The organism is Mesorhizobium sp. LNHC209A00 (assembly GCF_000502915.1).
GTDB lineage: Bacteria > Pseudomonadota > Alphaproteobacteria > Rhizobiales > Rhizobiaceae > Mesorhizobium.
The window spans coordinates 1-19,697 of the sequence record NZ_AYWT01000017.1; the positions used below are offsets into that span (position 1 = coordinate 1).

Below are 19,697 nucleotides of genomic sequence, written 5' to 3' on the forward strand. Positions count from 1 at the left end.
GCGTCCACGGCATCTACATCCAGCCGATCAACTACCCGACCGTGCCACGCGGTACCGAACGGCTGCGTATCACGCCGACGCCGTTCCATTCCGATGCGTTGATCGCCGAACTGCAGGACGCGCTGGTCGAAACCTGGGACGCGCTCGGTATCCCTTACGGTTCGGCGGGACGGCCCTCAGTGGCCAAGAGCGACCGGATTATTCCGCTGCTGGTGCAGAAATCCGGCGGCTGAAAGCTGCCGCCTGCTCAAACGGCCTTCATCTCCTTTGCCTATGGGCAATTTGATCCTGCTCAATGCTCAAAGCCTTTCGATGCCTGAGAATGGGATTCAAATATTCGAGGAGCATCGCCATGGGTCATATTTCCCACACGTCCTTTGCTGACTTCACGCACGCCGGCCAGCAGGCGCAACAATGGGTCAAGGAGCTCGCCAAGGATCTTTGCTGGAGCGAGCCGAGCGCGTGCCGTCTCCTGAGATCTGTCCTGCACACCGTGCGGGATTGGCTGTCGCCGGCGGAAATGGCCGATCTCTCGGCGCAACTGCCTGTTTTGGTCCGCGGCATCTATTTCGAAGGCTGGAATCCCTCGGCGCCTGCGCGTGAACGCACGAAGCGCGACTTCATTGTCAGCGTCAGAAACAGTTTCGGCTATGATGAGGAGATCGATTTCGATGTCGCGATCAGCGCCGTGTTCAAGCTTCTCGACCGTCACATTTCGCATGGCGAGATCGTGCAGGTCAGAAACTCGATGAAGAAGTCGCTGCGAAAACTGTGGCCGGTGGATTGATCGATGTTCAGTGACCGGGAAGACGCTGGAGTGAAGCTTGGCCTGGAATTGAGCAGGCTTCAACTGCATCGGCCCGTCGTACTGGCATTGCCACGTGGCGGCGTGCCCGTCGCTGTGGAAGTGGCCAAAGCCCTCAACGCTCCTCTTGACCTGCTTATCGTCCGAAAGGTGAGCGCCCCGGGCAATCCCGAGTTGGCTGTTGCCGCAATCGTCGATGGCGACCCTGGGGAGGTCGTGCTGAACCGTGAAATTGTCGAGACCTATGGCCTCAACGATGACGCTTTACGTGTCTTGATTGCAAATGAGCGGCCTGAACTCGAACGCCGGCGCGTTGCCTATCGAGGTAAGAATAAAGCGATGTCGATCGCGGGAAGGATCGCGATCATCGTCGATGACGGGGCCGCAACCGGTACGACCATGAAAATCGCGATCCGCGCCCTCAAGCGCCGATCACCGAGGGAAATCGTCGTGGCAGTTCCCGTTTCACCGCAAGAGACGGTCGCCGCGCTGGAGCAGGAAGCGGACCGTGTGGTCTGCCTTAGTCAGCCGGGACAGTTCCGGGCCTTGAGCCATCACTATCTGCGGTTCCCACGACTCTCTGACAACGACGTTGTCTACGCTATGGACGCGGCTGCCCAGCTGTACAAAACTGGCCAGCGGCACGTTTCCGGCCTGATACAAAAGCCGTGAAGAACAGGAGATCGCACTGATGCAAATCCGCACGCTTTCTGCTTTGGAATGTACCAAATTGCTGACGGCCAATCGCGTGGGCCGTCTTGCATGCGCGAAGGATGGCCAACCCTATGTTGTGCCCTTCTACTACGCCCATTCGGACGCTCATCTTTACGCGTTTTCCATGCCGGGCAAAAAGATCGAATGGATGCGGGCCAATCCGTTGGTGTCCGTCCAGGTCGATGAACATGGCCGGGGGCGAGGATGGAAAAGTGTCGTTGCCGACGGCCGATACGAAGAGTTGCCGGATCGAATAGGCCACAAGCTTGAGCGGGATCATGCTTGGTCGGTCTTGAGTAAGCACGCCGACTGGTGGGAGCCTGGCGCACTCAAGCCAGTTGTTCCTCCTACAACCGACAGTGCACCGCACGTTTTCTTCCGGATCCTGATCGAGCAGGTGTCTGGACGAGAAGCAAGCGAGTAGTCGCCCCATCTCGTCGTTCGAGAAAAGAACTGAAAGGGCCGGCGCAATCTGCACCGGCCCTCTTTTCTTTACCGTTGAATTGCTATCGCGCCATCAAGACCGGCAGCGATTGACCCTCGAGCATCGACTTGGTGACCCCGCCGAAAATCCGCTCGCGCAACCGGGAATGGCCATAGGCGCCCATGACCATCAGCTCGGCCGCAATGTCGCCGGCATGCTGGCGAAGGACGTCGGCAACCGAATGGTTCGCGCTCGGCAGCCGCTCGACCGTAACCTTCACGCCGTGTCGGGCAAGATAGGCCGCGGCATCTGCACCTGGCTCCTCGCCATGATGGAACTCATCTTCAATTGGATCGACGATGACAAGGCGCACATCTTCGGCACCTTTCAGCATATGAAGCGACTCACGAACGGCGCGCGATGACTCAAGGCGGGCGTCCCACGCAACGAGGATGCGTTTCGGCTTCAGCGTCGGGCGCGAGCCCTCGGGAACGAGCAGAATGGGCTTTCCCGACGAAAACAGCGTGCCCTCGATGACTTTGTTCTTCAGCGTGTGGCTTGCCAGCAAATCCGGTCCGAGAATGGTCAGATCGGCGTAGCGGGCACGCCTTCCGATAACGTCGTCCGCCCATCCCATGTCGGGATAGTCGTCGCTCAGATCGGCCGATACGGCGGTCTGGGAGAGAAAGCCGGCGACGTCTGAAATTCGTTTCTCGAGCCTTTTCAGTTCGGCCTGGCGTTCCTCCAGCCAGGCCGGTGAGACGACAGCCGCATACTCACCGCCAGAGGGCGGTGCGGCCAGCTCGAGAACGAGCACGGAGAGATGAGCGCCGATCTGTTCGCACAGATTGGCGGCGAGCTTCAGGTCGCCCTCGCCCTGTTTCGGTCCGGTAACCGTAAGCAGAGTCTTGAAAGTCACGGCGGCAACTCCTGTAGGTTCAATCGTTGCTGAAGCGTAGGCGAGAGGGGCCGGTGCGTTCCTTGCGCTGGATCAAACACGTTGGCTCCGACGGGCATTTGATCCGCATCAACGTGAAGGCAAACCAAGGTTGTAGGGTCGCGCTGATCAATCGGGGGAAACGCAGATGAAATTCCTGCTCGCGGCTGCTCTTGCAGGCATGACCTTTCAGGCGGCCGCCGGCGCAAAGGAACTCGGCAACGGCGAGACGGAATACATGAACTCATGCGCTGTCTGCCACGGTCCCGACGGCAAGGGCGATGGACCGCTGGGCGATGAATTGGTTAAACGCCCGGCTGACCTGACGCGTCTTTCGAAAGACAATGGCGGCGCGTTCCCTTACTGGCGCGTTTTCGCGGTGATCGACGGCCGCACCATGGTGCCAGAGCATGGCGATCGCGACATGCCGGTCTGGGGCCGGCAATTCCTCCCCGATGACGTCCGGAAATACGGCCCGAACGCCGGAGAAATCGTCACCCAGGAACGGATCCATGAGTTGGCAGGTTATGTCCAGACATTGCAGCAATGAGCTACAGATCACGGAAACGGGTTGCGCAAGACACATCAAGGAGGCAGGCCATGATCGTTGACGACCAGCAAGCCGCTGCCGCGCTTTTGCTCGATCCTGCTTCGTATGGCGCGACCGGACCTGTCGAGGCGATCGAGACTCACATTTCGCGTATCTTCCTCGTTGGCGAACGCGCCTACAAGATGAAGCGGGCCGTAAAGCTGCCCTATGTCGATTTCTCGGCGCCGGCCCTCAGGCTGGCCGCTTGCGATAAAGAGGTGGAACTCAACTCGAAGACCGCACCCGGCCTCTATCTGAGGGTGCGTCGCATCACGCGCGAAGCCGACGGCAAACTGGCTTTTGACGGCATGGGCCAAATGGTCGACGCAGCGATCGAGATGGTCCGCTTCGACCAATCGAAGCTTCTCGATCGCATGGCAGCCGTCGGAGAATTGACGCCGGCGCTGATGACTGCGGTTGCGCGCATGATCGTCGGCTACCACCGTACCGCGCCAGCAATTCACAATGGCAGCGGATCGTCCAATCTGGCGGGCGTGCTCGACATCAACGAGGCCGGCTTTGCCACCAGCCATGTTTTCAAGAAATCGGAGATGGACAGCTTTGCCGAAGCCTGCCGCTCTTCCCTCACCCGACATTCCGGATTGCTCGACCGCCGCGAAGCAGCGGGCAAGATCCGCCGGTGCCATGGCGATCTGCATCTGCGCAACATCTGCCTTTTCGACGGTGAGCCACGCCTCTTCGATTGCATCGAATTCAACGACCAGATCGCCAGCATCGACGTCCTGTACGACCTTGCTTTCCTTTTGATGGACCTGTGGCATCGCGGTTTTCCGCAGCTCGCCAATCTTGTGATGAACCGCTATCTCGACGAAGCCGATGACGAGGATGGTTTCAACCTGCTGCCCTTCTTCATGGCCGTACGAGCTGCTGTTCGTGCGCATGTCACCGCAACGCAGATCGCGGAAGGCAGTGCCAATTCCGACAAATTGACTGCCGAGGCCCGGTCCTATTTCGACCTTGCCCGAACATTTCTCCACGAAACACCGCCGCGGCTCGTTGCCATCGGCGGCCTCAGTGGATCCGGCAAGACGACCGTTGCCGAGGCGCTGGCCGCTCACGTCGGTGCGCCGCCCGGTGCCCGAATTGTCGAGAGCGACCGCATCCGAAAGGCGATGCATGGGGTGCCCGCGGAGACTAGGCTTCCGGACAAGGCTTATCGGCCGGACGTTTCGGACCGCGTCTATCGCGAAATGGCCTGGCGCGCCGGCCTGATCCTTTCGGAGAGCGGTTCGGTTGTCGTTGATGCCGTGTTTGACAAGCCTGCTGATCGTGAGCGGATCGAGAAAGCGGCGCGCAGCCGGGCTATCAGATTCTCCGGATTTTGGTTGGAAGCGGACCCGCTCGTCCTTTGGCAGCGGGTCAGTGAACGCAAGGGCGGTCCTTCAGATGCAACGATAGATATCCTCTCGCGGCAATTGCAGCGAAATGCCACCCAGTCTAGTTGGCAGAAGATCAACGCCGATGGAAAGCTCGCCGACACTGTCGCGGAGTTGAGAAGGTTGTCCGAGAGCGATGCGCCCGAAATCCTGCGCACAGCCTCCTGACTGGTGCGGCAAGGCGATCGGCCTCAACGGAGTTCGAGAATAGCCTCGACAAGGCCAGGTTCACTCGGATGACGCCTTATCGAGAAGCCGAACTCGCGGCACATGGCCAGCATCCTCGTGTTCTCGCTGAGCATTATCCCTTCAATTCGACATATCCCATCGGCCTTCGCATAATCGACGATCTGCCTGAGCAATTCCCAGCCCAGACCATGACCCTGCAGATCAGTGCGCACCAGCAAGGCGTATTCGGCGACGGCGTGGTCCGCATCGCAAGACAGGCGGCTGATGCCGCCCAGTGCGCCGGAGCTTGTCTCCAGGGCGACGAAAGCCATGTTGCGGTCATAGTCAAGCTGGGTGAGCCGCTTCAACATCTGGTCGGAAAAGCTTTTGCGCGGCGACAGAAAACGCAGGCGCAGATCGTCAGGCGAAATTCTATCAAGGAATTCCGGATAGAGCGCGATGTCGACCGGCTTGATCGGCCGGATGTGATAGCCAGCGCCGCCTGCCGAAAACGCCTTCTCCCAACCCGCGGGATAGGGCCTGATCGCAAGCGCCGGGTTTGGCCCTAGCTCCTCCACGCTTCCTGGCTCGATCTCGATGCGGGCGTCGAGTGCAATCACGCCGTCGGCATCGGCTAGCAGCGGATTGATGTCCATCGAAACGACGCACGGAAAGTCGACGATCATCTGCGACAGGCCGTTGAGGGCTGCAATGATGGGCTGCCGGTGCGCCGGCCTGCGGTCGCGGAAGCCGGCCAGCAGGCGACCGATCCGCGTTTGCCCGATCAGGTCACCGGCAAGAATGTCGTCGAGCGGCGGCAATGCTATCGCTGTATCGTCCATCGCCTCGACGGAGACGCCGCCTGCTCCAAACAGAATGGCCGGCCCGAAGATCGGATCCCGGCTCATGCCGAGAATGAGTTCCTGCGCCTGTTTCCGCACCAGCATCGGCTGAATGGCATAGCCTTCAATATGGGCTTGCGGTGCGTGCTTGCGCACGCGCGCCTCGATAGCGCGCGCCGCCTCCCCGGCAGCGGCGGCGTCGGCAATGCCAAGCACCACCCCGCCAATGTCCGACTTGTGCGAGATCGCCTTGGACAGCAGCTTGACGACGATCTGTTCAGACGTCTTGAGGAGCCGATCGGCCGCTGCTTCGGCTTCGGCGGGAGATCTGGCGACGATCGTCTCGGGTACCGGGATGCCGTAGGCGGAAATCGCTGCCTTGGCTTCGGGCTCGGTCAGCATTCGCCGCCCGTCCTTCGCGACCTGACTGAATATGGCAAGCACAGCCTCCCGATCGCTCGTCACATCCTCGCTGCTGCTTGAGGGCGTGCGCATCAATGCCCGCTGGGCACGCGACCATTCGCTCAGATAGGAGACTGCCGTTGCAGCATCAGCGGGCGTTTCGAAACTGGCAATGCCGGCATCTTGCAGGATTTGCCGCCCGGCGCGCGCCGTGTGTTCCCCGAGCCAGCAGGTCAGGACCGGTTTGCCGGCGATCATCCCTTCCCTTGTGAGTTCCGCCACCGCGCTTGCCGCGGCAAGCGGCGAGCCCAGACCAGTTGGGCAATTCATCACCAGAACGACGTCCGTTCCGGGGTCGGCCGCTGCAGCTTCGACGGCGGCCTTGTAGCGCTCCGGCGAGGCATCGCCGATGATGTCGACCGGATTGGCGTGCGACCATGTTGGAGGCAATACGGCATTCAGGCGTTCGATGGTGGCGGGTGATAGCGCGGCCAGTTCCCCTTGGCAGTCCATGAGTTGATCGACAGCCAATACCCCTGCCCCGCCGCCATTGGTGACGATGCCGACGCGGGCTCGTTTGAGCGGAGTGAAGCGGGCGATCGTTTCAGCGGCATCAAACAGCTCGGTCAGGCCCTTGACACGCAGGATGCCTGCGCGCAGCAATGCCGCATCGACGACACGATCGGCCCCCGATAGCGCTCCGGTGTGGGTCGCAGCCGCTTTGGCCGATTGCTCGTGCCGGCCCGACTTAATCGCGATCACCGGCTTGATCCGCGCCGCCGCACGGGCGGCCGAGATGAACTTGCGCGGATTGGGAATTGTTTCAAGATACATCACGATGGCGCGTGTGTGTGTATCGCCCGCCAGCATGTCGAGACAATCTCCCACGTCGACATCCGCCATGTCACCGAGGGAGACGATCTGCGAGAAGCCGACATTGTTGTCCGCGGCCCAGTCGATCAGCGATGTGGCGATGGCGCCGGATTGCGACAAAAGCGCGATGTTGCCAGGCTTGGCAGCCATATGCGCAAATCCCGCATTGAGTTTGATGGGCGGGATCATCAATCCGACTGTATTCGGCCCGATGATCCGGAAAAGGGTGGGCCTGGCGGCGTCAAGCATCGCCTGGCGATGGCCGTTTTCCCGTGTCAGCCCTGCCGTGATGACCACGGCCGCTCGCGTACCCTTGTCACTGAGGTCGCGCACGATGCCGGGAACAGTCTCTGGCGGCGTGACGATAACACCAAGGTCTGGAATACCTGGAAGATCGGCCGCTTTGGCATAGCAGCGTCGCCCAGCCACTTGCGAATATTTCGGGTTGACCGGCCAGACCGTGCCCTCGAAGCCGCCGCTGACGATGTTGTCGAAGACGACACGGCCGACGGAGCCGTCGCGCACCGACGCTCCGAAGACCGCAACCGACTTCGGGGCGAACGCATGTTCGAGATTCCGGATCGTCACCCCTGGTGCCTCCTATTCGTGGCGATCATCGCCGGTCGATCTTGCCCGTTCGTTGCGGTGGATCAAAGCGTTCGCCGCTTATCGCGATTAGCTCTGGCGCGAGGTCGCTCGCAAAGGGGCGACGAGCTGTCGGGATCAACGATCGGAGAGTTAGGTGAGCTACTATTTCAGCAAGACCGTCGCCATGCCGTTCACAGCGGCAATCAACCACGTGACCAACAAGCTCGCAAGCAAGGGGTTTGGCGTTCTGACCTCGATCGATGTCCAGCAGACCATGAAGGCCAAGCTTGGCGCAGAGTTCAGGCCCTACGTGATCTTGGGGGCTTGCAATCCGCATTTCGCGTGGCGTGCGCTTCAGGTCGAGGACAAGATCGGAACCATGCTGCCCTGCAACGTCATCGTGACGGAGGTCGAGCGAGGAAAGGTGGAAGTCGCAGCGGTGGATCCGGTCGCTTCAATGGGCGCTATCGGCAATCCCGAGCTTGCGCAGGTCGCGAACGATGTGCGTCGCCTGCTCGAGGAGATGGTCCGCGAACTCTAGCCAAGGGGGCCATCATGATTGAGGGACATCGCATGAACGAGTCTGCTCTACGACGCGCATTGCTGATAATCGCCATTATGGGCCTCGCCGTTGGAATCAGCGTCTGGCGAACCGGGCTCGGCCCCCTTGAGGCCGACACGATCTGGACCGTGGCGACTTTGCCCGTGGTGGCGGCCCTTGCCATCTCCATTCTGCGTGACTTCTGGATCGGCCGCTTCGGTGTTGATGCGATTGCGCTGGTGTCGATGTCCGCGGCGCTGCTGCTCGGACAACCCCTGGCGGCCGTTGTGGTTGCGATCATGTATGCCGGCGGCACGGTGCTTGAGGATTTCGCTCGCGGCCGCGCGGAACGGAGCCTCAAAGCACTGACCGACCGCTCGCCGCGTGTCGCGCATCGGACGTCAAAACTGGGGACAGAGACCATCTCCGTCAAAGACGTTGCTGTCGGCGACGAGCTGTCGGTCAGGGCTGGTGAGCTGCTCCCCGTCGATGGTATCCTGATTGACGCTTCGGCCACGCTCGACGAGTCCGCGGTAACCGGAGAACCACTGCCGGAACGGCGGAGCGCTGGGGATGTGCTGCGCAGCGGCACACTCAACGCCGGTGAGTCCTTCAGCATGCGGGCTTCGGCCGTGGCAGAACAAAGCACCTATGCGGCGATCGTGCGCATGGTGGCTGCGGCGCAAACCGCGAAGTCCCCGTTCATCCGCATGGCCGATCGCTTTGCGTTGTTCCTGCTGCCGGCCACTTTGCTGGTTTCCGGTGCCGCCTGGTACATCTCCGGCGATCCGATCAGAGGATTGGCAGTGCTGGTCGTCGCGACACCTTGCCCGCTCATCCTGGCGGCACCGGTTGCTTTCATCGGCGGCATATCGCGCGCCGCGCGAGCCGGCATCCTTATGAAGGGCAGCGCGGCTCTGGAGGCACTTGCGCAAGTCCGAACCGCGATCTTCGACAAAACGGGGACCTTGACCATTGGCGGCGCCGAGCTCATCGAGATCGAAGCAGCACCCGGCAGCAACGCCGACCATCTGCTGCAACGACTGGCATCCTTGGAACAGGCTTCGCACCACGTGCTCGCCGATTCGATCATCCGGGCTGCGCGTGGCAAGCAGCTCATGCTTTCCCACCCGCATGATGTGTACGAGACCCGCGGTGCTGGCCTCAAAGGTCAGGTCGACAACATGTCGATCGCGGCAGGTTCTCGGGCTCTTGTGCTGGCCGGCAAACCGCTGCCCAGATGGGCGAAAGGCGGTGAGGTTCGATACCAGGACCAGCCAGTGCTGAGGGTTTTCGTTACACTCGACAATCGTCTTGCCGGCATCTTTACCTTCGGCGATGCGCTTCGTCCTGATGCACGCGACACCCTCGCCGATCTGCGCTCAGCTGGCATCACGCGCATGATCATGCTGACAGGTGATGATGGTGCGGCAGCCAAGCGTATCTCTTCCAAGCTGGGTCTGGATGTCATCGTCGCCGATGCCAATCCTGCGTACAAAGTCGCGACGGTAGAAGCCGAGAAAGCAATCGCTCCAACAATGATGGTCGGCGATGGCATCAACGATGCACCCGCCCTTGCCGCCGCTACGGTCGGCCTCGCCATGGGTGCGCGCGGTGCGACAGCTTCTTCCGAGGCGGCGGATGTCATTGTTCTCGCCGACCGGCTGGAGCCTGTTGCCGCGGCGGTGCGGATTGCCCGACATACGCGCGCGATTGCCCTGCAAAGTATCATTGCCGGGCTGGCGCTGTCGGGGCTAGCAATGGTTGCAGCGGCCTTGGGACAGATTACCCCCGTTGCCGGAGCGCTGCTTCAGGAAGGGATTGACGTGGTTGTCATTCTGAATGCGCTGCGCACTCTTGGCGACGGACATCTGTGGCGCGCATAGTGGACGACAGCAAAATCGGTGAATGGCCATGGCACAGCAGAATCTGGTGGTTTGCAGCAAATGCGGTGGGGTCAACCGTCTGCCGCCGGCCCGCAATGCCAAGGAGGCGAAATGCGGAAAGTGCGGGACCAAGCTGTTCTCGGGGCATCCTGAAGACGTCGACGCAGCGACTTTCGATCATCAGGTTTCGCGCAGCAGCCTGCCCGTTGTCGTCGACATCTGGGCACCCTGGTGCGGCCCCTGCAAGATAATGGCGCCGGCATATGAAGCGGCGGCAAATGAACTGGAGCCGCATGTTCGCCTGATCAAGCTCAATTCCGAAAACGAGCAGGCTGTCGCCACAAGGCTCGGAATTCGCAGCATCCCAACGATGATCCTCTTCCATGGCGGGCGCGAGATTGCACGCAGATCCGGCGCAATGACGGCAGGCCAGATCGTCAGGTGGGTTCGCGACCGTCTGCCGACGGTCGCCGCCTGAAGTCGCCGCGCCAATGGATCCGCTCATCGCCCGGCTTGGGCTCGCCCTGGCAATAGGTCTGCTTGTCGGTTTGGAGCGTGGCTGGCAAGAAAGGGATGCACCCGATCGCAGCCGCACGGCCGGCATTCGGACATTCGGCATATCCGGCCTACTCGGCGGTGTTCTCGCCGCCTTGGCCAACGCGCTCGGCGCGGTATCCGTGCTGGTCGGCGGTTTCGTTGCCTTTGCGGCAATTTTCGCCTGGTACAAGGCGCGTGAGGCTGCCCATGATGAGGATTTCAGCGTCACGAGCGTGATCGCTGGCCTTGGCGTTTTCGCGCTTGGCGCGCTTTCCGTCGCCGGCGATTATCGCGCGGCTGCTGCCGGTGGGGCGGCATTGGCGGCAATCCTGGCCAGCCGAGAGGTCCTGCACGGTCTTTTGAAGCGACTGACCTGGATTGAACTCCGTTCGGCGCTGATCCTGGCGGTGATGACGGCAATCGTCTTGCCCTTGCTGCCAAACCGGACGATGGACCCGTGGGGCGGTTTCAATCCCTGGGAAATCTGGTTCCTGACGGTGCTGATGGCCTCGATGTCTTTCGCCGGCTATGTGGCCGTTCGCATCCTGGGAAATACGCGTGGTCTGCTGGTCAGCTCGCTCGCCGGTGCGGTCGTCTCTTCCACCGCCGTGACCTTGGCGCTTGCCCGCAACGCCGCCTCGGCAAGCAATCCACTGCCACTCGCCGGGGCGGCATCGCTGGCTGCAATGGTTTCGTTGCTTCGGGTCTGCGCCGTGGTCTTGATCGTCGAGCCAAGCGTGTTCGCTTCGGTCGGTATACCGGCGATTGGTGCTGCGCTCGCCTTCGCTTCCTGCGGAGCATTGCTGCTGGCTCGCGACAGCGGGGGTGGCGAAAGTAGCGCTATCGTGCGCAATCCATTCGAACTGGGCCCGTTGCTGCTCTTCGCCTTGCTCTTTGCGATCGTCGCAACCGCGAGCGCTGGATTGGCAGCTCAATTCGGCGGCCGTGGCTTGCAGGTAACCTCGGCGCTGGCAGGCACGTTCGATGTCGATGTCTCGGTGCTCAGTGCCTTGCGGCTGGTCAAGCAGTCGGTCCCTGTCGAGACTATCGGTCAGGCAGTGCTTGGCGCGCTGGCGGCAAATGCGATCGTTCGCCTGCTGCTCGCAATCTCCACCGGTCCGTTCCGGTTCTGGTTGCCGCTGGCCGGCGCAACCCTCGCCGCCGCGACCGCGGGCACCTGCGCCATGTTGTTGCTCAGCCCTTGATTGAAACGTTTTCTTGAGCCTTCCTTGATGCGGATCAAGGGCCAGGGTCTGCGACCGCTCTATGGAATTCCTTGAAAGGAGTTCGCCATGACAGATTTGAAAGACCTCACCCCGAAATTCCGACATGTTCGGCTGCTGCTTGCCCGCGAGAAAGATCATCCGGAAGGTGACCGTGAGGAGGGCTACGACGTGCTTGCACCGCTGACCGGCGAAGGCCGGCTCGATGCGGAAGAGTGGAAATCGCACAGGGCCTCTTGTCGCGTTCGCCGGTTTCGCACCGGCGAGCAGGATCTGATAGGCAAGCTCCGGCGTAAGCCCGGCGGCCAGTGGTTTTTCGACTACGCCGAAGGCGATCGTGACGACGAGATTGGCTTCCATCTCAGCGACGAACGGTTCGTGACCGGTGAATATGTGTCGATCGAGCGCAACGGCGCCATGCACACCTATCAGGTAGCAAGGGTCGAGCGTCCCTAACGCTGCAACGCCAGGCTCCCCCGGGGCACACCATGTCGCGACGCATCCTCATCGTCGTCGGTCATCCCGACCCGTCTCCTGACCGGCTCTGCCGTGGTCTTGCGAAGGCTTATAGGGAGGGCGCGGAACAGTCGGGACATGTCGTCCGCCGAGTCGATCTGGCAGGGCTCGATTTTCCGATTCTGCGAACGATGCAGGAGTTCGAACACGGCGCGATCCCGGGCAGTCTCAGGGATGCCGTTGAAGCGATCGTCTGGGCCGAGCACATCGTGTTTGTTTTTCCGCTGTGGCTCGGCACCATGCCGGCAATGCTCAAGGCATTTCTAGAGCAGGTGATGCGACCAGGAGCGGCGTTTGCCTACCCAGAAAAGGGCGGCGGGTTCACCAAAACGCTGCTTCGCGGCCGCTCTGCTCGCGTCGTGGTGACCATGGGCATGCCTTCCGTTCTTTACCGGTTATGGTTCTTAGGACACGGCGTCGCTGGCATGCGGCGAAGCATCCTCCATTTTGTCGGTATCACACCGGTGCGGCAGACCCTATTCGGGACGGTCGCGGGCGCCAGTGATGCGAGGCGGGCGAAGTGGATCCGGCAAATGCGCAAGCTCGGCGAGCGAGCGCTTTAGCTGGCGATCCAGAAACCGGGACAGCGGTTCAAAGCCATTTTTTGCCGGCGTCGCAAACAAAGCCAGAGCCACCAGGCCCTATGCAGCGCCCAAACCGGCAAGACGGCGACCCAGGCAAGCTTCGAAACTGCGACGGTCGCAGGTTCCGGCCAAGAGGCTGCCAACTCTAGTGCCTATGGCTCGACGGTGAATTCGGCCCACATGCCGGCGCCATAGTGGCCTGGCACGTTGCAGATAAGCAGGTATTTTCCAGCCTTCAGATCGACGGTCAATGTGCCTGATTTGCCGGGATCGAGCTCCGACACCTCGCCCTTGTCGCCGGCCTTGTCCTCGTCGACCCGGTTCTCGGCCTCAACGTAAGGAAGCGGCTTGCTCGGATCGGCAAGGTACATCACGATCATCTCGTGAACGGCGTCCTTGGAGTCATTTTTCACATTGAATGTGACCGCTCCGGCCTTCACCGCACCGGGCAAAGCCTTGATGCCCATAGTCGCCTTGGCGAGATCGAGTCCTGGCGCTGCATATGCAAGCCCCATCGGCATCTCCGTACTCGCGCCCTTGTCCCACAGCGAGACCTGTACAAGCGAAGCAGCGTAGACGGCGCCGGCACTGCCGGCCATGAGCATTGCGGCAGCAAACCCGAGCACTACTCTCCTGGATATGGTTTTCATAGCGATCCTCTTTTCAGGACGGCAGCAGAAGCGCTCGTCATCCTGCCGTCATCCTGCTTGCGGTGTCACCCGCCGTCCTTGCGCCAGATCAAATCGTCCGGCGCGAGCCCGATCGGTGACGCCGATCGAGCTGTCAGCCAGTTGTCAGGTTGAATTGGTTATGCCGCACCAATGACGGTCGTGTCGCCGTCTGACTGAAGCCCGAAATCCCATCCACAGGCGCAACATCCGCGCCCACTCTTGAAAATGGAGCCATCATGTACCGCACTCTTGTTCTAGCCGCCCTCGCGGGCTTGATTGCAGGGCCAGCACTCGCCGCCGGCGGTAGCTGCAGCACTGCCCCGAAATCACAGTTCAAGCCGAAAGCAACTCTCGAGGCGCAGTTGACCGGCGAAGGCCTCACTGTCCGACAGATCAAGGTGGAGAAGGGCTGCTACGAGGTCTATGCGGTCGACAAGGCCGGCAAGAAAGTAAACCTGGCCTACAATGCCGAGACCCTTGAAAAGCTCGACAATGCCGAAGCCGGCGAAAACTGATCTGAGCGCTTCGGCAGCCGCGGACGCGCAGCTATCTCCTGAGATGGTGCGGGTCTGGGATCGGGTCGTGCGAAGTTTCCACTGGACACTGGTGCTCAGCTTCGTCACGGCCTGGCTCACCTCTCATTCCTCGGAGAATATCCATCACTGGGCTGGATACGCCGCTGCCGGGCTGGTCGCGATGCGGCTCGTGTGGGGCGTTCTGGGCTCGCCCTATTCGCGTTTCTCACAATTCGTGCGGCATCCGGCGACGGTGCTACGCTACCTCTTAGCGTTGCTGAGCGGTCGCGAAGCCCGCTACATCGGCCACAATCCGGCTGGCGGCGCGATGGTAGTTGTGTTGCTGGCTGCAATGGCTTTAACCGCGCTGACCGGCTGGCTGATGACGACGGACACCTATTTCGGCGTGGCGTGGGTCGAAACGGCGCACAGCCTGAGCGCGCACTGCTTACTTGTGCTGGTCCTTTTTCATATAGGCGGCGTCGCGCTGGCAAGCTTCCGCCATCGCGAAAACCTGGTACGTGCCATGATCACGGGGCGAAAACGCAAAGCCGAGCCGGCGGACATCGCCTGACGACCTACCAATAGACCAAATCCGATTTGCGCTGGCCGATTTCGGGGGCGCAAGTCGGTCGCTCCTTGTTCAACATGGCCTGGAAGCGCGCGATGTGACGTGGGCGGAGCGGACAAGATAAGAGCAGGCATTGGTGCGGCGACCCAGAAACCGGAACACCAACGCCCACTCTTTTTATTCAGCAACTGCTTATTGACCCGCATCAAAGCTGCCTCCCCAATCTCCTGTTAATTGCCTCCCATCAGAGCTTTCAAATTGGGGAGAGCATCATGACTACGGCTGACATCAACATCCCTGTTCCGAAAGTAGCGACCGAGGCGCCAACGAAACTTCGACTGGGTTCCCTGACCGCATTGGTGATCGGTTCCATGGTCGGCTCCGGGGTGTTCAGCCTGCCGCAGAACATGGCAGCCGGTGCCGGTCCTCTCGCCATCCTGATTGGCTGGGCGATCACCGCAGTCGGCATGCTGGCACTGGTCTTCGTCTATCAATCGCTTGCGACCCGCAAACCCGAGCTCGATGCCGGGCCCTACGCTTACGCCAACGCCGGCTTTGGACCCTTTATCGGTTTCAACAGCGCCTGGGGCTACTGGATCAGCGCCTGGGTCGGCAACGTCTCGTACGCGGTGATCGTGTTCAGCGCCCTGTCCTATTTCCTCCCAGCTTTCGGCGACGGAAACACCTGGCAGGCGGTGCTCGGCGCTTCGATCCTGCTGTGGCTGATCCACGTCCTGGTTCTCGCCGGTATCCGGCAGGCTGCCGTCGTTAACCTCATCGTCACGGTCGCAAAGATTGCTCCGATCGTCCTGTTCGTCGGAGTTGTTGCCGTTGCTTTCAAGCTTCAGGTCTGGTCTCTCGACTTCACTGGCCTCGGCAATGCCAGCCTCGGCTCGATCACCGCGCAGGTCAAAAGCACCATGCTTGTGACGCTCTGGGTGTTTATCGGCATCGAGGGCGCCAGCGTCTTCTCTGGTCGGGCGGAACGCCGCAAGGATATCGCCATGGCGACAGTACTCGGCTTCGTCACTTGCCTCGCGCTCTATGCCCTGGTGTCGTTGCTCTCGCTTGGCATCCTGAGCCAACCCGAACTTGCCGCGCTGAAGAACCCATCAATGGCGGGTGTCCTGGAGGCGGTTGTCGGCCCCTGGGGCGCCATCCTGATCAACGTCGCGCTTGTCGTGTCCGTGGTGGGCGCCTTCCTCAGCTGGACGCTGCTGGCCGCCGAAATCCCGCATGTCGCCGCCAAGGATGGCACGATGCCCAAATTCTTCGGCCATGAAAGCGAGCGCGGCGTGCCTTCGACCTCGCTTCTGATCACCAATCTGCTCGTCCAGGCCTTCCTGGTGATCACGCTTTTCGCCCAAAGCACCTACCAGGCGCTGTTCTACATCGCGTCGGCCGCAATCCTGGTTCCTTACATCTTTTCCGGAGCTTACGCGGCCAAGCTCGCGCTGACCGGCGAGAGCTACGAAAGTGGCGAGCAGCGCATCGGACCGCTTTTTGCCGGATTGCTAGCAACCGTCTACGGGCTGTGGCTCGTATACGCGGCGGGACCTGCCTACCTGTTCATGTGCGCGATCCTCTATGCGCCTGGCATTATATTCTACATCTGGGCGCGCCGCGAAACCAACCAGCGCGTGTTCCATCCTGCCGAAGCAGCCCTCGCCGGAACCCTCATCGCTGTCGCCATCCTCGCCGTCTACGAGATGTGGACCGGCGCCATCAGCCCGCTGTGAGAGGATTGGCGCGATGACAAGCCTGGGTGTGCATTCAGAAGTCGGCCGCCTGCGCGAGGTGATGGTCCACCGTCCGGACCTCAGCCTACGCAGGCTGACACCGGAAAACTGCAAGGCGCTGCTCTTCGACGACGTACTGTGGGTCAAGCGAGCCCGCCAGGAACACGATGTTTTCGTCGATGCGTTGCGCGAACGCGGCGTACTGGTGCATTCCTTCGGGGACCTCCTGGCCCAGACGATGAGCCTTGCCAAGGCCCGCGACTGGCTTCTCGACCGCCGGGTTCATCCAGGCGTCGTCGGGCTCGACATGGTCGACGAGCTGCGCGGATGGCTCAACGAGATGCCATCCGACCTGCTGGCGTCTTACCTCGTCGGGGGTATTGCCCGGGCCGAGCTTCCCTTTGAGCCCAAAGGCCTGACTGGAAGAACGCTGGCGCCCCAGGATTTCGTGCTGCCGCCGCTGCCGAACCAGCTTTTCACCCGCGACAGCTCCTGCTGGATCTACGGTTCTGTTTCGGTCAATTCCATGTACTGGCCGGCACGGCGCCCTGAAGCGGCCAATGTCGAAGCCGTCTACCGCTTCCATCCCCGCTTTCGCGAAAGTGGGATACCCTTCGTGTCGCCAGACTTGGGTGCCGGTACCAGCCTTGAAGGCGGCGATGTCATGCCGATCGGGGGTGGAACGGTCCTCGTCGGCATGGGGGAGCGCACCACGCCGCAAGCCGTGGGCGGCCTCGCGCGCAGCCTGTTCGCGGCTGGTGAAGCCACGCGCGTGATTGCCGCACTGATGCCGCGCGACCGCAGTTTCATGCATCTCGATACCGTCTTCACCTTCTGCGATCGCGATCTGGTGACCATGTACCCGCCTGTGGTCGACCGGCTGCGCACCTTCTCGCTGCGGCCGGGGGATGGAGAGGCAGCGGTCGAGGTCACCGATGAGACAAAGCCGTTCACGACGGTGGTCGCCGAAGCCCTTGGGCTGAAGTCGCTGCGGATCATCGCCACTGGTGGCGACCGATACGAGGCCGAGCGCGAGCAATGGGATGATGGCAACAATGTCGTTGCGGTCGAGCCCGGCGTGGTCATTGGTTACGACCGCAACGTCTACACCAACACACTTTTGCGCCGTTCCGGAATTGAAGTGATCACCGTCGAGGGCGCCGAGCTCAGCCGCGGCCGTGGTGGCGGGCACTGCATGACCTGTCCGATTGTCCGCGATCCGAATTGACTCGAAAGGAAATCTCCATGTCGATCAACCTTCATGGCCGCTCCGTCTTGACCCTGGACGATCTCACGGCAGACGAGATCCGCTTTCTTCTCAGGCTGGCGGCCGATCTCAAGGCGGCCAAGCTCGCCGGTCACGAAATCCCGCGGCTTGCCAGAAAGAACATCGCCCTGATCTTCGAAAAGGATTCGACACGCACGCGGACGGGGTTCGAGGTGGCGGCCTATGACCAGGGTGCCCACGTCACTTACTTCGGCCCAACCGGCAGCCACATCGGCCACAAGGAATCCATGAAGGACACGGCGCGCGTACTCGGCCGCATGTATGATGCGATCGAGTATCGCGGCTTTGGCCAGCACCAGGCCGAACTGCTTGCCACGTATGCGGGTGTGCCCGTCTACAACGGTCTCACCGACGAGGCGCACCCGACGCAGATCCTCGCCGATTTCATGACCATGCGTGAATTCACGCACAAGCATCTTTCCGACATGACCGTCGCCTTTGTCGGCGAGGGCCGGGACAATGTCGCGCTGTCGCTGGCGCTGGGTGCCGCCAAGGTCGGCATCGACATGCGCATCGCCTCGCCGAAGGAGCTCTGGCCCGACCGGGAGTTCTGCGCTCACGTCCAGGACCTGGCGGAACGCAGTGGTGGACGCTTCCGGCTCGACGAAGACGTGAAGGGCTGCGTCCAGGACGCCGATTTCATCTACACCGACGTCTGGATGTCGATGGGCGAGGACAAATCCGGCTGGGCCGACCGTATTCGTCTCTTGACGCCGTATCGTGTCAACAGCGAGGTGATGGCTGCCGCCGGCAACCCCCACGTCAAATTCATGCATTGCCTGCCGGCATTCCACGACACCGATACAGAGATCGGCGCCTTCGTTGCGAAGGAATACGGTATCGACTGCATGGAGGTTACCGACGAGGTGTTCGAGTCGGCTGCGTCGATCGTCTTCGACCAGGCGGAGAACCGCATGCATACGATCAAGGCCTTGCTCGTCGCCACGATCGGCAACTGAGATGCTTATCGTCGTTGCGCTCGGCGGAAACGCACTGCTACGCCGTGGAGAACCTATGACGGCCGGGAACCAGCGCGCCAACATCGTGCGCGCTGCGGCTGTATTGGCCAAACTCGTCGGCGAAGGGCACTCGATCGTAGTCACGCACGGCAACGGTCCGCAGGTGGGACTTCTGGCCCTGCAGGCAGCGGCCACTTCGGATGGCCGGACATTTCCACTCGACGTGCTCGGCGCCGAAAGCGCAGGCATGATCGGGTACGTCGTTGAGCAGGAACTCGGCAACCTCCTCAAAGAGAGGCTATTTGCGACCCTGCTGACGCAGGTGAGGGTCGATCCGCATGATCCTGCTTTCGCTCATCCGACGAAGCCAATCGGCCCGGTCTACGATCAGGCAACGGCCCGCGGGCTTGCCGAGGAACGCGGCTGGCAGATTGCGCCCGATGGCGACAAATGGCGCCGTGTTGTGCCCTCGCCCAAGCCGCTGGAGATCCTGGAAGCTTCCGTGATCTCGTTCCTTGTCGAACACGGTGTGATCGTCATCTGCACCGGCGGCGGCGGGGTTCCGGTGATAGCCCGGGATGACGGCAGTCTCCGCGGAGTCGAGGCCGTTATCGACAAGGATCTGGCAAGTTCGCTTCTTGGACGTCAATTGAGGGCCGACATGCTGCTGATGCTGACTGACGTCGACGCCGTTTATGTCGATTACGGAACAGCGACTGCTCGGGCGCTCCGGCGCGTGAGCCCCGGGGAAATATCTGAAAGAAATTTTCCAGCGGGCTCTATGGGGCCGAAGGTCCGTGCCGCATTCGAGTTCGCTAAAGCAATGGGCAAGCCTGCCGTCATCGGCAAGCTGGATGACGCCATCAAAATTGTCAAAGGCGAGTGCGGAACGTGGTTCGAAGCCGGCGCGCCGCCTCACCCGTGACAT

Annotated in this window: 20 protein-coding genes and 1 pseudogene; 18 read left to right on the plus strand and 3 right to left on the minus strand. The window is 61.4% G+C overall.

Annotated elements, in window-relative coordinates; genetic code table 11:
- The 4 genes and pseudogenes from X739_RS0135425 to X739_RS140890 all read left to right on the plus strand — a co-directional run.
- A pseudogene (locus tag X739_RS0135425) lies at positions 1-233 on the plus strand (5-aminolevulinate synthase); the annotation flags it as partial.
- A gap of 119 nt (positions 234-352) precedes the next feature.
- Entirely contained in the window at positions 353-787 is a 435-nt protein-coding gene (locus X739_RS140900; protein ID WP_023795796.1) for a DUF2267 domain-containing protein, read from the plus strand.
- 3 nt (positions 788-790) lie between these two features.
- The gene (locus tag X739_RS140895; RefSeq protein ID WP_023795797.1) at positions 791-1,477 is read left to right on the plus strand and encodes a phosphoribosyltransferase; all 687 of its coding nucleotides are present in this window, start codon (positions 791-793) and stop codon (positions 1,475-1,477) included.
- A 19-nt stretch (positions 1,478-1,496) separates the two neighbouring features.
- Positions 1,497-1,943, plus strand: a complete 447-nt coding sequence (locus tag X739_RS140890; protein WP_023795798.1) for a pyridoxamine 5'-phosphate oxidase family protein — start codon at positions 1,497-1,499, stop codon at positions 1,941-1,943.
- Positions 1,944-2,025: 82 nt separating this feature from the next.
- Here X739_RS140890 and X739_RS140885 read toward each other — a convergent pair whose 3' ends face one another.
- Complete coding sequence (locus X739_RS140885) at positions 2,026-2,862, minus strand: universal stress protein (RefSeq protein ID WP_023795799.1); 837 nt, start codon at positions 2,860-2,862, stop codon at positions 2,026-2,028.
- A 166-nt stretch (positions 2,863-3,028) separates the two neighbouring features.
- On the opposite strand from X739_RS140885, the gene X739_RS140880 reads away from it, so the two are divergent.
- A complete protein-coding gene (locus X739_RS140880) occupies positions 3,029-3,430 on the plus strand; it encodes a cytochrome c (RefSeq protein ID WP_023795800.1) in 402 nt (133 codons plus the stop codon).
- 50 nt (positions 3,431-3,480) lie between these two features.
- On the plus strand, positions 3,481-5,034 hold the full coding sequence (locus tag X739_RS140875; protein WP_023795801.1) for a bifunctional aminoglycoside phosphotransferase/ATP-binding protein: 1,554 nt from the start codon (positions 3,481-3,483) through the stop codon (positions 5,032-5,034).
- 23 nt (positions 5,035-5,057) lie between these two features.
- Here X739_RS140875 and X739_RS140870 read toward each other — a convergent pair whose 3' ends face one another.
- The gene (locus X739_RS140870; protein WP_023795802.1) at positions 5,058-7,739 is read right to left on the minus strand and encodes a bifunctional acetate--CoA ligase family protein/GNAT family N-acetyltransferase; all 2,682 of its coding nucleotides are present in this window, start codon (positions 7,737-7,739) and stop codon (positions 5,058-5,060) included.
- Between the two features lie 154 nt (positions 7,740-7,893).
- Between X739_RS140870 and X739_RS140865 the strand changes: the two genes are divergently transcribed.
- From X739_RS140865 to X739_RS140840, 6 genes are all read left to right on the plus strand, one after another.
- Positions 7,894-8,280 (plus strand): DUF302 domain-containing protein, encoded by a 387-nt coding sequence (locus X739_RS140865; protein WP_023795803.1) that lies wholly within the window; start codon positions 7,894-7,896, stop codon positions 8,278-8,280.
- Positions 8,281-8,312: 32 nt separating this feature from the next.
- A complete protein-coding gene (locus X739_RS140860; protein ID WP_031252347.1) occupies positions 8,313-10,166 on the plus strand; it encodes a heavy metal translocating P-type ATPase in 1,854 nt (617 codons plus the stop codon).
- Between the two features lie 28 nt (positions 10,167-10,194).
- Positions 10,195-10,644 (plus strand): thioredoxin TrxC, encoded by a 450-nt coding sequence (gene trxC / locus X739_RS140855; RefSeq protein ID WP_031252348.1) that lies wholly within the window; start codon positions 10,195-10,197, stop codon positions 10,642-10,644.
- A 13-nt stretch (positions 10,645-10,657) separates the two neighbouring features.
- Positions 10,658-11,908 carry an MgtC/SapB family protein gene (locus tag X739_RS140850; protein ID WP_023795806.1) on the plus strand — a complete coding sequence of 417 codons (1,251 nt, stop codon included), beginning with the start codon at positions 10,658-10,660 and terminating at the stop codon, positions 11,906-11,908.
- Between the two features lie 87 nt (positions 11,909-11,995).
- Complete coding sequence (locus tag X739_RS140845; protein WP_023795807.1) at positions 11,996-12,382, plus strand: hypothetical protein; 387 nt, start codon at positions 11,996-11,998, stop codon at positions 12,380-12,382.
- Positions 12,383-12,414: 32 nt separating this feature from the next.
- The gene (locus tag X739_RS140840; RefSeq protein ID WP_023795808.1) at positions 12,415-13,005 is read left to right on the plus strand and encodes an NAD(P)H-dependent oxidoreductase; all 591 of its coding nucleotides are present in this window, start codon (positions 12,415-12,417) and stop codon (positions 13,003-13,005) included.
- Between the two features lie 173 nt (positions 13,006-13,178).
- Here X739_RS140840 and X739_RS140835 read toward each other — a convergent pair whose 3' ends face one another.
- Positions 13,179-13,676 carry a sulfocyanin-like copper-binding protein gene (locus X739_RS140835; protein ID WP_031252349.1) on the minus strand — a complete coding sequence of 166 codons (498 nt, stop codon included), beginning with the start codon at positions 13,674-13,676 and terminating at the stop codon, positions 13,179-13,181.
- 257 nt (positions 13,677-13,933) lie between these two features.
- On the opposite strand from X739_RS140835, the gene X739_RS1000000168510 reads away from it, so the two are divergent.
- The 6 genes from X739_RS1000000168510 to arcC all read left to right on the plus strand — a co-directional run bounded on the left by X739_RS1000000168510 (position 13,934) and on the right by arcC (position 19,694).
- Positions 13,934-14,212: a PepSY domain-containing protein gene (locus X739_RS1000000168510; RefSeq protein ID WP_023795810.1), complete on the plus strand. Its 279-nt coding sequence runs from the start codon at positions 13,934-13,936 to the stop codon at positions 14,210-14,212.
- A gap of 43 nt (positions 14,213-14,255) precedes the next feature.
- On the plus strand, positions 14,256-14,786 hold the full coding sequence (locus tag X739_RS140825) for a cytochrome b/b6 domain-containing protein (RefSeq protein ID WP_031252350.1): 531 nt from the start codon (positions 14,256-14,258) through the stop codon (positions 14,784-14,786).
- Positions 14,787-15,055: 269 nt separating this feature from the next.
- Positions 15,056-16,522 carry an arginine-ornithine antiporter gene (gene arcD, locus X739_RS140820; RefSeq protein ID WP_023795812.1) on the plus strand — a complete coding sequence of 489 codons (1,467 nt, stop codon included), beginning with the start codon at positions 15,056-15,058 and terminating at the stop codon, positions 16,520-16,522.
- A 13-nt stretch (positions 16,523-16,535) separates the two neighbouring features.
- Positions 16,536-17,750 (plus strand): arginine deiminase, encoded by a 1,215-nt coding sequence (locus X739_RS140815; protein WP_023795813.1) that lies wholly within the window; start codon positions 16,536-16,538, stop codon positions 17,748-17,750.
- A 17-nt stretch (positions 17,751-17,767) separates the two neighbouring features.
- Positions 17,768-18,769 carry an ornithine carbamoyltransferase gene (argF, locus tag X739_RS140810; RefSeq protein ID WP_023795814.1) on the plus strand — a complete coding sequence of 334 codons (1,002 nt, stop codon included), beginning with the start codon at positions 17,768-17,770 and terminating at the stop codon, positions 18,767-18,769.
- A 1-nt stretch (position 18,770) separates the two neighbouring features.
- On the plus strand, positions 18,771-19,694 hold the full coding sequence (gene arcC / locus X739_RS140805) for a carbamate kinase (protein ID WP_031252351.1): 924 nt from the start codon (positions 18,771-18,773) through the stop codon (positions 19,692-19,694).
- Positions 19,695-19,697: the final 3 nt, after the last annotated feature.